General features: G+C 59.7%; 11 protein-coding genes. 1 reads left to right on the forward strand and 10 read right to left on the reverse strand.

The features are described 5' to 3' along the window. Positions 1-42 precede the first annotated feature (42 nt). From ACL2XM_RS22830 to aegA, 7 genes are all read right to left on the reverse strand, one after another. On the reverse strand, positions 43-660 hold the full coding sequence (locus tag ACL2XM_RS22830) for a TetR/AcrR family transcriptional regulator (RefSeq protein ID WP_410013056.1): 618 nt from the start codon (positions 658-660) through the stop codon (positions 43-45). A gap of 44 nt (positions 661-704) precedes the next feature. After that, complete coding sequence (locus ACL2XM_RS22835) at positions 705-1,901, reverse strand: MFS transporter (RefSeq protein WP_413731659.1); 1,197 nt, start codon at positions 1,899-1,901, stop codon at positions 705-707. 103 nt (positions 1,902-2,004) lie between these two features. After that, the gene (locus tag ACL2XM_RS22840) at positions 2,005-2,934 is read right to left on the reverse strand and encodes a LysR family transcriptional regulator (protein WP_410013058.1); all 930 of its coding nucleotides are present in this window, start codon (positions 2,932-2,934) and stop codon (positions 2,005-2,007) included. A 96-nt stretch (positions 2,935-3,030) separates the two neighbouring features. Beyond that, positions 3,031-4,533: a glycine betaine/L-proline transporter ProP gene (proP, locus tag ACL2XM_RS22845; RefSeq protein WP_410013059.1), complete on the reverse strand. Its 1,503-nt coding sequence runs from the start codon at positions 4,531-4,533 to the stop codon at positions 3,031-3,033. 239 nt (positions 4,534-4,772) lie between these two features. Then, the gene (locus tag ACL2XM_RS22850; protein WP_413731660.1) at positions 4,773-6,056 is read right to left on the reverse strand and encodes an acid phosphatase; all 1,284 of its coding nucleotides are present in this window, start codon (positions 6,054-6,056) and stop codon (positions 4,773-4,775) included. 161 nt (positions 6,057-6,217) lie between these two features. Beyond that, the gene (locus ACL2XM_RS22855) at positions 6,218-6,745 is read right to left on the reverse strand and encodes a 4Fe-4S dicluster domain-containing protein (RefSeq protein ID WP_410013061.1); all 528 of its coding nucleotides are present in this window, start codon (positions 6,743-6,745) and stop codon (positions 6,218-6,220) included. A gap of 18 nt (positions 6,746-6,763) precedes the next feature. Next, entirely contained in the window at positions 6,764-8,776 is a 2,013-nt protein-coding gene (gene aegA / locus ACL2XM_RS22860; protein ID WP_410013062.1) for a formate-dependent uric acid utilization protein AegA, read from the reverse strand. A gap of 409 nt (positions 8,777-9,185) precedes the next feature. On the opposite strand from aegA, the gene ACL2XM_RS22865 reads away from it, so the two are divergent. Then, entirely contained in the window at positions 9,186-10,400 is a 1,215-nt protein-coding gene (locus tag ACL2XM_RS22865; protein WP_413733253.1) for an MFS transporter, read from the forward strand. A 25-nt stretch (positions 10,401-10,425) separates the two neighbouring features. Here ACL2XM_RS22865 and ACL2XM_RS22870 read toward each other — a convergent pair whose 3' ends face one another. The 3 genes from ACL2XM_RS22870 to ACL2XM_RS22880 all read right to left on the reverse strand — a co-directional run bounded on the left by ACL2XM_RS22870 (position 10,426) and on the right by ACL2XM_RS22880 (position 12,212). After that, a complete protein-coding gene (locus tag ACL2XM_RS22870; protein ID WP_410013063.1) occupies positions 10,426-10,983 on the reverse strand; it encodes a DcrB family lipoprotein in 558 nt (185 codons plus the stop codon). Between the two features lie 81 nt (positions 10,984-11,064). Continuing rightward, positions 11,065-11,499 carry a GNAT family N-acetyltransferase gene (locus ACL2XM_RS22875; RefSeq protein ID WP_410013064.1) on the reverse strand — a complete coding sequence of 145 codons (435 nt, stop codon included), beginning with the start codon at positions 11,497-11,499 and terminating at the stop codon, positions 11,065-11,067. A gap of 47 nt (positions 11,500-11,546) precedes the next feature. Continuing rightward, entirely contained in the window at positions 11,547-12,212 is a 666-nt protein-coding gene (locus ACL2XM_RS22880) for a 7-cyano-7-deazaguanine/7-aminomethyl-7-deazaguanine transporter (protein WP_410013065.1), read from the reverse strand. Positions 12,213-12,392: the final 180 nt, after the last annotated feature.

Consider the following 12,392-nt stretch of genomic DNA (forward strand, 5'->3'; position numbering starts at 1 on the left):
CTTACGGCAACTGCAGGGGTTGTCGGCGGCGGTCCGGTATTTTTAATCCAGGATTTTTAACGCCAGCGCCACCAGCTCCGCCATGTCGTCAAGCGAGCGGCCGGTTTTCCCCACCACCCGCATCCCAAGCAGGATGGTTAACATCATCCTGGCGGCGGCCGCGCTGTTAACGCCGGGTTTAATTGAACCGTCGGCCTTGCCCTGATCAATCAGCGCCGCCAGCAGGTTTTCATTGCCTCGCAGCGTCCCGGCGACAGCCTCCGCCAGTGCCGGATCAAAGGTATCCAGCCCGATGGCGCTGCCGACGACCAGGCAGCCGCGTTGTCCTTCAATATCATGGGATGATTCGGCGTAAAACCGCAGCACCGTGCGCAGGCGCTCGCGGCCGGTGGCGACGGCGGCGAGCCGGTCGGCCAAATCCGCGTTACGCAGGGACGTATAACGATCGAATGCCGCCAGGAACAGGGTGCGCTTATCGCTGAAGGCTTTGTAAATACTGCCGGCCGACAACCCCATCGCCTGGGCCAGATCGCTGATGGAGGCGGCGGTGTAGCCTTTGGATCTGAAGATCAGGATGGCCTGATCAAGCGCCAGGTCCATCGCGAACCCGCGCGGTCGCCCGGGGCTGCGGGCGTGGTGGGGAACAGTGTCTGTATTCATTGTGCCATTATAAGGAAATGGTCGTTTCCCAAACAAGGGTTATTTTACACCCTATGGCGCGGCGTAGCCGCCATAAAGACGCCGGCCAGGATTGCCAGCGTGATGGCAAAATAGCCCACGCCATGCCAGCCGACCCGTTCCCAGGCCATCATCGCGCCCATGGAGCCCAGGGTGCCGCCGAGGAACATGCCGCCCATAAACAGGGTGTTTACCCGTCCCTTGGCTTCTTCCCGCAGACCGTAGATGACATGCTGGTTGGCGACCAGCGCGCTCTGTACGCCGAGGTCGAGCAAAATCACACCGACCGTCAGGCCGATAAGCGACGTCCAGCCCATAAATACCAGCCAGGCAATCAGCGTCAGCGCGGCGCCCATGATAATCACGGGGCGTCCGCCGAGGCGATCGGCCATCCTGCCGGCGGCCGGAGCGGCAAATACGCCCACCGCGCCCACGACCCCGAACAATCCGGCAATACCGGATCCCAGATGGTAGGCCGAATGATCCAGATAAATAGCCAGGATAGTCCAGAAGGCGCTAAAAGAGGCAAACAGCGCGGCTTGGGTCAGGGTCGCCTGGCGCAGGCGCGGCTCTTCGCGCCATAAGTGGATCAGGGAAGCCATCAGCGCCGGATAGCTCAGGGCGGCGCGCGCCGTCGCGGTCGTTTTAGGCAGCATGCGGTACATCAGCAGCGCGCCGAGCAGCGCCAGCGGCACGCCCAGCAGGAACATGGCGCGCCAGCCGGCATATTCGGCCACCAGGCCGGCCAGGGTGCGGCTCAGCAGAATACCGCTTAACAACCCGCTCATCACGCTGCCCACCACCGCGCCGCGCCGGGCGGGAGAGGCCAGGGTCGCCGCCACCGGCACGATCTGCTGCGCCGCCGTGGCGCCAATGCCCAGCAATAGCGACGCGCCCAGCAGCGTCCAGCCCGTAGGCGCGAACGCCGCCAGCAGCGAGGCTAGCGCCAGCATCAGGAACTGCAGCACAATCAGCCGGCGCCGTTCAAACAAATCGCCCAGCGGCACCAGCAGCAGCAGCCCGGCCGCGTAGCCCAGCTGGGTGATGGTCGGTATAAGGCCGGGGGCAGACTGACCGGGAAAACTCGCCGCGATCACCACCATCATCGGCTGGTTGTAATAAATATTCGCCACGGCGATGCCGCTGGCCGCCGCCATGGCGAAAATCAACAGTTGGCTGATGACGCCGGTTTGCCTCTGGGAGGCATTGGTTACAATAGACATGATTTTTTCCGTCAAGTGAAATGCCGTCGCCACCGCGACGACCGTTGACGTTAAGACTACCGGTCGGCGGAGTGCGCCGGTAGACCGTGGAAATCGATAGCTTTTATTCCGCTGGGGAATAGGTGGCGTTCAGCGCGGCGGCGGGGCCCGGCCCGAGGATAGCGGCAAAATACTCGACGAATGCGCGCGCCTTGGCGCTGGCCAGACGGCCGGTGGGAAATACCGCCCACAAATCCATCATCGGCAGGTGCCAGTCGTCGAGCACCGTAATCACTTCGCCGCGCGCCTGCTCCGGGGCGAACATCCAAAGCGATGCCATGGCCAGGCCAACGCCCGAACGCACCAGGGTGCGAATACCCTCTGCGGCCGAGACCTGTATCCGTCCCTGGGCATTAATGGTGCGCGTCTCTTCGCCACGGGTAAAAACCCATCGCGCGCCGCCGCCCCGGCTTTGGGTGTAGACCACCGCCTGGTGGCCGAGGAGATCCTCCGGTTTCAGGGGCATGCCGCAGCGGGCAAAATACGCCGGCGTGCCGACAATCTGCAGCGGCGCCGAGCTGAGCTTGCGCGCAATCAGGCTGGAGTCGCTGAGCGCGCCCAGGCGCAGCGCCACGTCGATCCCCTCGGCAATCAGGTCGATATTGCGGTCATCAAGCACGACGTCGACGTGCAGTTCGGGATGACGGGACAAAAAAAGACCGAGGTGCGGCAAGACATTCATCCGGGCAAAGGTCACCGGCGCGCAGATCCGCAACCGGCCGGTCAAACCATGGCCCGCGCCGCGCGCCGACGCATCGGCGTCATTGATGTCGTCGATGGCCCGTTTGGCGCGCTGGTAATACTCTTCGCCCGCCGCGGTGGGGGTCAGGCCGCGGGTCGAGCGCAACAGCAGCCTGACGCCGAGCCGCTCCTCCAGTTGCGCGATGGTCTTGGATACCGCCGGCTGGCCGATGGCAAGCCGGCGGGCGGCGGCGGAAAAAGAGCCGGTTTCCACGACATAGACCAAAGCTTCCATCGCCGCTAATCGATCCACGCTATTCCTCCGGGGAATGGGATATCACTGCCCGCAGTTTACCCGTCTTAAGCCGTAATCCGCCAGTGCCGGGTGAGGTGCGCCCCGGGGGCATCGCTAATCAATTTGGGGGTGCTGAACCGCCAGCGCCTGCCGTTTGATTTCCAGCTCCTTGATTTGACTATCGATATCCTCGATACGTTGCTCGATATTATCGTATTGTTCCTGCAACAGTTCCTTGGCTTCCGTTTTGTCCGAGGCCGCCGGCGCGGCGCCCTTCAGGGGCAGGTTGGCGGTTTCTTTCATATACAGCCCCGTCAGCAGGCCGATAACGGCGACCAGCATCAGGTAATAGGCGGGCATATACAGATTCCGCGTCTCCTCGACAATCCAGGCGATAAGCGTAGGCGTCAGGCCCGCCACCAGAATCGAGATATTGAACGAAATGGCCAGCGCGCTATAGCGGATATGCGTCGGGAACATGGCCGGCAAGGTAGAGGCCATCACGCCGGTAAACGCGTTCAGCAATACCGCCAGGATCAAGAGTCCCAGGAAAATTAGCCCGATAATCCCGCTGTTGATCATGATAAAGCAGGGAATAGCGCAAATAAACAACCCGATGCTGCCGCCAATCACAAAAGGTTTGCGTCCATACCTATCGCTCATCAGGCCGATAAGGGGTTGCACAAACAGCATGCCCACCATAATGGCGATAATAATCAGTACGCCGCGGTTTTCCGAATAATGCAGGCTATGGGACAGATAGCTCGGCATATAGGTCAGCAGCATGTAATAGGTGACATTCGTGGCAATAACCAGGCCTACGCAGCTCAGCAGGCTTTTCCATTGGGTGGTGGCTATCTCGCGAAAGGACACCTTGGGCGGCGCCTGGAGGGTGGTTTTGGCGTCTTTATCGATGCTATCGATATGCTGCTGAAAGGTGGGCGTCTCCTCCAGGGCATTACGCAGATAGATGCCGATAAGCCCCAGTGGCGCGGCCAGGTAAAACGGAATCCGCCAGCCCCAACTGATAAAATTGTCTTCTCCCACCATGCTGGAAATAAACACCACGCAACCCGCCCCCAACACGAAGCCGGCAATGGAGCCGAAATCAAGCCAACTGCCGAGGAAACCACGCTTCCTATCGGGAGAATATTCGGCGACAAAGATGGCTGCGCCGGAATATTCGCCGCCTACCGAGAACCCCTGCGCCAGTTTGGCCGTCAGCAATAGGATCGGCGCCCAGATGCCAATCGAGGCGTAAGAAGGGATAAGACCGATACAAAACGTACTGGCCGACATAATAATGATGGTTACCGACAGCACTTTCTGCCGTCCAAACTTATCGCCCAGCCCGCCAAAAAACAGGCCGCCCAGGGGCCTGACCAAAAACGGCACCGAAAAGGTCGCCAGCGCCGCGATCATCTGCACGCCGGCATTGGCGCCGGGAAAGAATACCTGTCCCAGCGCGTAGGCGACAAAACCATATACGCCAAAATCGAACCATTCCATGGCGTTGCCCAGCGCGGCCGCGGTAATGGCCTTTTTGAGCTTCACGTCGTCGATGATCGTGATGTCTTGTATTCGCATGGGTTTCATGCGTTTTTTTCTTAATAGCATTGCTCGGTTCCTCGGTCCATAAGCGCTCTCCCGACAGCCTGGACAGTCACTATGCCATGATGCCGGTAGGACTAAATTCGCGAGGAGTATAGTGTGAAATGACCAGGCTGGCAGAATATATCGTTCATTTCGTCAATTTAGCGGCCTGGTTGGCGCCAATGGCGGCATTTTTGGCGTTTTATTCCGCAGGTTTGATCCGCCGCCGGATTGCCGCAATGGGGCGGAGGCCGCGCCGGCCTTTATCGACGGGCCGCTGTGCCGATCGCCGCGTCATGTAAATCAAGGCGTTGCCAAAAATTCTGCTCGCCGTTGCCCCCGGACAGGGGGTAGCCGTCCGCCAGGGCGGTTTTTACCAGCAACGCGCGGCGCTGCGCGCCAGAAAGGCCAGGCAGCGGCGCTTCCAGCAGCACCTCCGCGCCCGCGGGCACGCTGACGGGCCTGGCGGCGGTTTTCTGCGCCGGCAGGCCGTAGGTCATGGTATAGCGATAAAACGCCGTCATGGCGCTATCGCGATAGGGGTCGCTCCCGGCGTCGCTTTGGGCGCAAGCCGCCAGCGCCATGCCGCATTCTTTTTCCAGCGCGCCGCGCAGTTGGCTTTTGGCCTGCTCGAACAGCGCGCGGTATGGCGCGTCATTCAGGAAATGCGCCACGTTGCGCTCGGCAACCATCCGCGAACCAATGATATCCAATGGATAATGTACGCCCAGCACGATACGGGAATAGCCGTAGCGGGCGCCGCGATCGAGAAGCGGCACAAACCGCTCGGGCAGCATCTCCGCCAGCAGCAGGGCATCGGTATAACCGGTATTGGTATGGCCGCTGGGAAAAGCGCCGGCGGTGGCGGTATAAGGATGGCCGTCTTTTACCACGCTGTCGTCCGGCACCAGATGGATTTGATTGGCCGGACGTAAAAAGGGCCGGTCATAATTAAAATGATCCTTGGCGGCCGAGGTACTGATTTCCGAGTTTTTGATTAATGCGGCGGCCTTGGCGATTTCGCCTTTTTCATAGGCGTCGAGAAAGGCTTTGCCCAGCCGTGGGCCCAACGCGTCGGCGAGGAAAAACAGGTAATTCTGCCCTTCGGCGTCCACCAGCGCCTGCCGGCGCTGTCCCTGGGTGGCGTCGCGGTTAATCTGGGTGACCGTGGCCAGGCTTTGCGCCTGTACCGCCGGCGATAACCGCGTGAATTCCTCCAGCAGCGCGATGTCGGCCTGCTGGTTCTGCTTGACGGCAAAATCATAACCGCTGGCGGCCAGCCACTGTTTATCCGCTTGTTTTGGCGTTTGTTTGGCTTTGTCCAATTGGGACCGGGCCAGCGTGGCGGCGCCGCCTTGCAGGGCCTGGCGCAAGTCCTGCTGGATACGCTGCTCAAGGGCGACAAATTGCGGATCCTGGCTGGCCGGCGTGGTGGCGTCGACGATGGCGACGATGCGGTGCGGATCCAGGGTCGTGGACTGCGCCAGGGCCGGGCCGATAAATAATATCGCCGTGGAGGCGATAACCAGGGAAGTGAGAGAGCGCATGGCGAATCCTTCTGTTTTATTTCGTGGGGGAAAAGCAATTAACATCACGAAATAAAACTAGGCCGGATTTATGACAGTTTAATGTCAGCGGGGCACCGGCGATAAAAGGCGGTTTGCCGCCATGGCGCGGGCATCAGTTCAACCCGGCCGCGGCCGCGATATTATCCACCGAGGCCGGGCAGCGCGCCGTTGGCCGCATCCCGCTGCCTTTGCCGCAGCCGGCGTGCCAATTCGTCCGCGCGCATCAGTTCCAGCGCGCCGGTGGGACAGGCTTCGACACAGGCCGGTCCCCGCGCCCGCCCGCTGCAGATATCGCATTTGTGCGCCGTGGCCCGATACGACGCCGGCCGGGTCGCGGTTGCGGCCACGGAGACGGCGCTAACGGAAATCATGCCGTAGGGGCAGGCCAGCGCGCAGGATTTGCAGCCGACGCATAACGACTGCAACACCTGGACGCTATTGTCGAGATAACGAATGGCGCCGGTGGGGCAGGCGTTGGCGCAAGGGGCGTTTTCGCACTGGCGGCAAAGCACCGGCGTGGTGATGCGGGAGGTTTTGACCACCTTGAGGCGCGGCGCAAAATTCTGCGGACTGATGCCGCGTTCACCGCCGTGCGCCGTGGCGCAGGCGATCTCGCAGGTGCGGCAGCCGATGCACTGGCTGCTGTCGGCGATAATAAACTGGTTCATCGTTCGCTCCCGCCGCCCTTAGCGCACATGCAAATAACAGCTGATGCTTTCGGCGGCCTTGCGCCCTTCGGCGATGGCGGTCACGATCAGATCCGCGCCGCGCACGATGTCGCCGCCGGCAAAAATCTTGGCATTGCTGGTCTGGTAGGGATAGCCGGAGACCGTGGGCGCCACGACCCGTCCCTGCTTATCCAGCACCACGTTATGATCCGCCAGCCAGTTCATGCGGTGCGGCTTGAACCCAAACGCCATGATCACCGCGTCGGCGGCGATCAAATGCTCGGAGCCGGCCACCGGCACCGCCTGGCGCCGGCCGTTTTCATCCGGTTCGCCCATGGCGGTGGTTACCATGGTGACGCCGGTAACCCGGCCCGCCCCGTCGACTTCAATGCGCAGCGGCTGCTGGTTGAACATAAATTCCGCCCCTTCCTCACGGGCGTTTTTTACCTCGCGCTTAGAGCCGGGCATATTTTTTTCATCCCGGCGATAGGCACAGATCACCTGGCGCGCGTCGTGGCGCAGCGACGTCCGCACGCAGTCCATGGCGGTATCGCCGCCGCCCAGCACCAGCACGGTTTTACCCTCCAGGCTGATATAGGTATGCTCGTCGGTATCGGGATATCCCATCAGGTGGCGGGTATTGGCGATCAGGAAAGGCAGGGCGTCGAGCACGCCTTCGGCCTGCTCGTTGTCAAGCCCGGAACGCATCGACTGGTACGTGCCGACGCCCAGGAACAGCGCATCGAACTCGCTTAACAGTTGCTCCATGGTGATATCCCGGCCAATTTCCGTATTGAGCCGGAATTCGACGCCCATGGCGCTGAAAATCTCGCGCCGGCGGCTCATAACGCTTTTTTCCAGCTTAAAGGCCGGGATGCCGAACGTCAGCAGCCCGCCGATTTCCGGGTACCGGTCGAATACCACCGGCGTAATGCCGTTGCGTACCAGGATATCGGCGCAGCCAAGGCCGGCCGGTCCGGCGCCGATGACCGCCACCCGTTTGCCGCTGGGTATCACCTGCGACATATCCGGCCGCCAGCCCATAGTGAACGCCGTTTCGGTAATATAACGCTCGATATGGCCGATGGTCACCGCTCCCTGGCGGTCGTTTAAGGTACAGGACTGCTCGCACAGGCGATCCTGTGGACAGACGCGGCCGCAGACTTCAGGCAGGCTGCTGGTCTTGTGGCTCAGTTCGGCCGCTTCCAGGATCCGTCCCTGATGGGCCAGCTTAATCCACTGTGGAATCGCGTTATGCAGCGGGCAGGTCCACTGGCAAATGGTGCGTTCGCCGCAGTTAAGGCAGCGCTCGGACTGTTCGCCAATCTGCGTTTCGTTAAACGGCTGGTAGATTTCGGCGAAACTGGTTTTGCGCTGTTCAAGCGGGATTTTGGCCGCTTCCAGCCTGGGCGTGCGCGGCATATCAAGCAGGTTAACCCTTGGATGCCGGCTGCGCGCCTGGCTTGCGGGCGGCGAGCTGACCGGGCGTGCGCCGGCCAGCAGGTAGCTGGCGGGATCTTTTAACGCGGCGGCGAAGCGCTTTTGCTGCTGACGCACGGCGATCTCCTGCTCATCCACCAATGTCAGTGCCTGTGTCGGGCAGGCGCCGACACAGGCGGGCGTGTAATTTTCCGCCGCGCACAAATCGCATTTTTGCGCCTCGGTTCTTTCATAGGCCTCGGCCAGACGCTGGCTGGCGGGCTGTACGGTCTCGGTCACCACCGTCATCATGCCGAACGGGCAGGCGATAACGCAGCTTTTGCAGCCGATGCATTTTTCCTGCAATACCTGGATGGAATCATGGCTGCGCACTATGGCGTCGTTGGGACAGGCGCTGGCGCAGGGGGCGTCTTCGCAATGATGGCAGGAAACCGCGATACTGGCTTTTGTGCCCTTGATGACCCTAAGCCGCGGCGTAAAGTATTCGCGTTTGCTGGGGAACTGGCCGCCATGATGGGCAACAACACAGGCCACTTCGCAACTGCGGCAGCCGATACAGGTTTCTGACTCTGCCACGATAAATCGGTTCATACGTCTTTCCTGCCGCGGTAGGCCCCACGGCGCAGCGTTATAGGTATTTTGCCCGTGCCGGTACGGGCGTGCCGCCAAAATAATAGCCCTATCTTTATAATGGTTACTGTTTCTTTAATGCAATCTTTTTTCTCGGTGAAAGGCGAAAGTTCGCTGCTTTTGCTACCTGGATGCAGCCGTTTTGTGCAGGTCGTGAAATAAACCGGCGGTCGTTGGGGTAAATGCCCAAGGCGGGAGGGCGCGGATTTTCAGGTATCGCCCGGTCGGCAAAAGATGCTTTTTTGGGCAAATGTCTGGAAATTTAGGCATCGCCACCATGATCGCCCGGGGACATTTCGTTATACTTGTTAATTATTTGTTCACCGGGCGGGTCCCGGTACAGCCGCCCTTTGCCGTGAGTATGATGTCGATGCCTGGTTCTTCACCTCAGCAGGCCGCCAGCGGATGGCGTCTTAATCTGAATATTCTCTCCATCGTTGTCTTCAACTTCGTGAATTATTTATCCATTGGCCTGCCGCTGGCGGTATTGCCCGGTTATGTGCATAACCATATGGGCTACAGTGCGTTTTGGGCCGGCCTGGTGATCAGCCTGCAATATCTCGCTACCCTTCTGAGCCGTCCCTGGGCCGGGCGTTATGCCGACCGGGTCGGGCCGAAACGCATCGTGGTGCTGGGCTTGTTCGGCTGCCTGCTGAGCGGGGTATTTTACCTGTTGTCATTGCTGGGCGACGCCCTGCCGGTCGCGGCGTTAATCCTGTTATGCGCCGGACGGGTGATACTGGGCATCGGGCAAAGTTTTGTCGGCACCGGCGCCACCCTGTGGGGGGTGGGCGCGGTCGGCTCGCTGCATATCGGCCGCGTGATCTCCTGGAACGGCGTGGCAAGCTACGGCGCCCTGGCCGTAGGCGCGCCGCTGGGGGTATGGTTGTACTATCTGGGCGGCTTGGGATTAATGGCGGCGGCGATCATTGTGGTTTGCGCCATGGCGATTATGGCGGCGGTGCGCAAACCGCCGGTGAAGACCGCCACCGGTAAGCAGATGCCCTTTAGCGCGGTGGTGGGGCTTATCTGGCGTTACGGGCTGGTGCTGGCGTTCGCGTCCTGCGGGTTTGGCGTGATCGCCACCTTCATTACCCTGTTTTATGGCGATAAAGGCTGGGACGGCGCCGCTTTCGCCCTGACGCTGTTCAGCGTTGCGTTTGTCGGCACCCGGCTATTTTTTCCCAACAGTATTAACCGCTATGGCGGATTACGGGTTTCCATGGCCTGTTTTAGCGTGGAAGCCGCCGGCCTGCTGCTGGTGTGGCTCTCAGGCTCGCCCTGGATGGCGGAGGTGGGCGCGTTCCTGACGGGCGCCGGTTTCTCGTTGGTTTTCCCTGCGCTGGGGGTGGTGGCGATGAAGGAAGTGCCGCCGCAGAACCAGGGCAGCGCGCTGGCCACCTTTACCGCGTTTATGGATTTATCGCTGGGTATCGTCGGACCGCTGGCGGGCGTGTTGATGGCCCATGCAGGCGTTTCGTCGATTTATCTTTCAGCCGCCCTGCTGGTGCTGCTGGCACTGTTGATGACGCTGTCGCTCAGGCGGCGGGTGCTGCGCAACCACGCGTCCGGCCAGGCGCGTTAGAGCCGGCCCGCGGGGGCCGGACGGTTTATTTTACCACCAGGGTATTGAGGATAGACTCAGCCGCGGTTTGCGCCGTTTGCTGGTTTTCGGCGGGGAGGGTGATTTGCATGGTCAGCAGATGATTATCCACCCGGCCGATGACCACCGACGAATAGGCCGGTTTGCCGCCGCTGGAGACGATGCTGTCCAGCTGCTGAAACGTTTGGCCATTGACGGTAACGGCTTTATTGGTGACGACCTGCAGGTCCGGGTCGCGCGAGCGCTGCTGATCTTCCAGCCGCTGGGCCAGTACATCCAGCCCTTCGGTGGTATTATCGCCGAGGATGACGATCACCGCCTTGTGGCCCGTTTCATCGGCATAGACGTGCATATTATTGGCCTGGGTGCCCACCTTGCCGCTCTGATCGCTCATATCCCCGGGCAGGGCGAAGGTGAGCTTGCCGTCAAGCAGGCTGACTTTGGTTTGTGCCTGGCTATGCGCCGCGCCGTTGTCGACCGTGGCGTTGCGATCGTTTTTATTGTCACAGGCCGCCAGCCCGAAAACCAGTAAACCGATGCCGAGATACTTCGCTGCTTTCTGCATAAATTTCCTTAATGACTCCATTTATTCAGCCGTTCAGCTGTTTATAATCCGATGCGCTTGGGAAAGGCAACCAACTGATTGTCATAACTTTTTCTCAAGCCAAACCTGATTTTCCCCTTCATCATCCTGCGTTCCGTTCCGCGTCGGCAGGTAATGATTTGATATAAGAAACAATAGCATCCCCTGGAAGCTGCTGCGCGTATTTACGTTAATGGTGTGATATCCCTGCGCTTTTGCCCATGTTTCCTGCGCGGCCAGCAGCGCCCGCGCCACTCCCTGACGGCGGAAATCGGGCAAAACGCCCGCCAGCCACAGGTGAAATTCGCCGGCATTAAGGGCATATCCCGCAATAAAGCCTACGGGGCGGCCGTTGATCTCGGCGATAAGCAATTGATGCGGCCGGTGCTGCAGCCGCATTTCGATATCCATCAGGGAGTGGTGCGCATTCAGCTCCGGCAACTGAGCATACAATAGATGGATCTCTTTCGCGCTGGCGGTACGGTGGTTAATTATCATGGCAATCTCCCAAAAGCGAGTAAGCCAAGAATAACGCAATATGGAGGTTAACTCAGTTGGAGAAATCCGTTATTGCCCGGCCGTGCCATCCGTTTAAGCAGCATATTCAGCAAGATACCGTACATCGGCAGAAAAAACACCATGCTTATCAGTAGCTTGAAGCTATAATCCACCAAGGCGATCTCCACCCAATGCGCGGCCATAAACGGATCGGTGCTTTTATAAAACGCGATAAAAAAGAACGCCAGCGTATCGCTGATATTCCCAAGCAGCGTGGAGGCCGTCGGCGCCACCCACCACGGAAAACCGCGGCGCAGCCGGTTAAAGACATGGACATCCAGGATCTGGCCCAGGGCGTAGGCCATAAAACTGGCGCAGGCGATGCGGGCGACAAACAGATTAAGCTGCGCGAGTACGGCCATACCCTGCCATTCCCCCTGGTAAAACAGCGATGAAACGATATAGGAGATCACTAGCGCCGGCACCATTACAGCCAGGATAATCCTGCGGGCCAGCGGCGCGCCGAATATCCGTACCGTCAGGTCGGTTGCCAGGAAGATAAAAGGAAAAGTAAAGGCGCCCCAGGTGGTTTTGAAGCCGAAAACAGCAATCGGCAACTGCACCAGATAATTGCTTGAGGTGATAATGATAATGTGGAACAGTGCCAGCCAGAGCAGCGCATGCAGCCGCTGGCGCGGGGTAAATTTGAACATATATGGCCTTTTTTTGATAAATGGGGTGAGGGAACCCAGAACAAGAGATGCGCCGTTCAGCTATTAATTAACCACTTATGGGCGCGGCGCGCATAATACCTGCTTGTATTTAAAATGCAACCGTTGAGTTTATCATCAAATTCAGCCAAGCTTGTACAGACTCACGAACGCTGGAAATGT

The sequence above is a fragment of the Sodalis sp. RH20 genome, assembly GCF_047324205.1.
GTDB lineage: Bacteria > Pseudomonadota > Gammaproteobacteria > Enterobacterales > Enterobacteriaceae > Acerihabitans.

Excerpts from the sequence above, each read along its gene's own strand:
- ACL2XM_RS22830 (WP_410013056.1), bottom strand. The coding sequence starts at position 660 with ATGAATACAGACACTGTTCCCCACCACGCCCGCAGCCCCGGGCGACCG.
- ACL2XM_RS22835 (WP_413731659.1), bottom strand. The coding sequence starts at position 1,901 with ATGTCTATTGTAACCAATGCCTCCCAGAGGCAAACCGGCGTCATCAGC.
- proP (WP_410013059.1), bottom strand. The coding sequence starts at position 4,533 with ATGCTATTAAGAAAAAAACGCATGAAACCCATGCGAATACAAGACATC.
- ACL2XM_RS22850 (WP_413731660.1), bottom strand. The coding sequence starts at position 6,056 with ATGCGCTCTCTCACTTCCCTGGTTATCGCCTCCACGGCGATATTATTT.
- ACL2XM_RS22855 (WP_410013061.1), bottom strand. The coding sequence starts at position 6,745 with ATGAACCAGTTTATTATCGCCGACAGCAGCCAGTGCATCGGCTGCCGC.
- aegA (WP_410013062.1), bottom strand. The coding sequence starts at position 8,776 with ATGAACCGATTTATCGTGGCAGAGTCAGAAACCTGTATCGGCTGCCGC.
- ACL2XM_RS22865 (WP_413733253.1), top strand. The coding sequence starts at position 9,186 with ATGCCTGGTTCTTCACCTCAGCAGGCCGCCAGCGGATGGCGTCTTAAT.
- ACL2XM_RS22870 (WP_410013063.1), bottom strand. The coding sequence starts at position 10,983 with ATGCAGAAAGCAGCGAAGTATCTCGGCATCGGTTTACTGGTTTTCGGG.
- ACL2XM_RS22875 (WP_410013064.1), bottom strand. The coding sequence starts at position 11,499 with ATGATAATTAACCACCGTACCGCCAGCGCGAAAGAGATCCATCTATTG.
- ACL2XM_RS22880 (WP_410013065.1), bottom strand. The coding sequence starts at position 12,212 with ATGTTCAAATTTACCCCGCGCCAGCGGCTGCATGCGCTGCTCTGGCTG.